This window comes from Aeromonas sp. 604176 (assembly GCF_049170755.1).
Taxonomy (GTDB): Bacteria; Pseudomonadota; Gammaproteobacteria; order Enterobacterales; family Aeromonadaceae; genus Aeromonas; species Aeromonas veronii_A.
The window spans coordinates 1-791 of sequence record NZ_JAAKNE010000297.1 but is presented as its reverse complement, the minus strand read 5'-3'; the positions used below and the strand labels follow the sequence as shown (position 1 = coordinate 791).

The 791-nt window shown below is 59.5% G+C and carries 1 protein-coding gene; it reads left to right on the top strand.

Annotation, left to right across the window (positions count from 1 at the left end; genetic code table 11):
* Positions 1-21 precede the first annotated feature (21 nt).
* Positions 22-791 (top strand): 16S rRNA (adenine(1518)-N(6)/adenine(1519)-N(6))-dimethyltransferase RsmA (gene rsmA / locus G5358_RS21475; protein WP_421324927.1); only part of this gene is annotated, 770 nt, incomplete at its 3' end.

The following is a 791-nucleotide window of genomic DNA, read 5'->3' as shown; positions in this document are numbered from 1 at the left end:
AGATGGTAGAGAAAAAAAGATATGAGCAGTAAGGTGCACATGGGCCACACGGCCCGTAAGCGTTTCGGTCAGAACTTCTTGCACGACCGGTATGTGATCGATCAGATCGTCGCCGCCATCAACCCGCAGCCGGGTCAGAATCTGGTGGAGATCGGTCCGGGTCTGGCCGCGCTGACCGAGCCAGTCGCCGCCCAGATGGACAAAATGACCGTGGTCGAGCTTGACCGGGACCTGGCAGCTCGCCTGCGCGAGCACCCGACCCTCAAAGACAAGCTGACCGTCATCGAAGCGGACGCCATGCGTTTCGACTTCGGCACCCTGATGGGTGAAGGCAAGAGGCCGCTGCGAATCTTCGGCAACCTGCCCTACAACATCTCCACCCCGCTCATCTTCCACCTGTGCGAGTTTGCCGACCGGGTTGAAGACATGCACTTCATGCTGCAAAAGGAAGTGGTATTGCGTCTGGCCGCCGGCCCCGGCAGCAAGGCTTATGGCCGTCTGAGCGTGATGACCCAGTACTACTGCCAGGTGGTGCCGGTGCTGGAAGTGGGCCCGGGCGCCTTCAAACCGGCGCCGAAAGTGGACTCTGCCGTAGTTCGCCTGATCCCGCACAAGAATCCGACCATAGTCGCAAAAGACATTCGTTGTCTGAATCGCGTCTGTACCGAAGGCTTTGGCCAGCGTCGCAAGACCATCCGCAACAGCTTCTCCAACTTCATCACCGACGCCCAGCTGACCGAGCTTGGTATCGATGGCAACCTGCGCCCGGAGAATCTCTCCCTCGAGCAGTT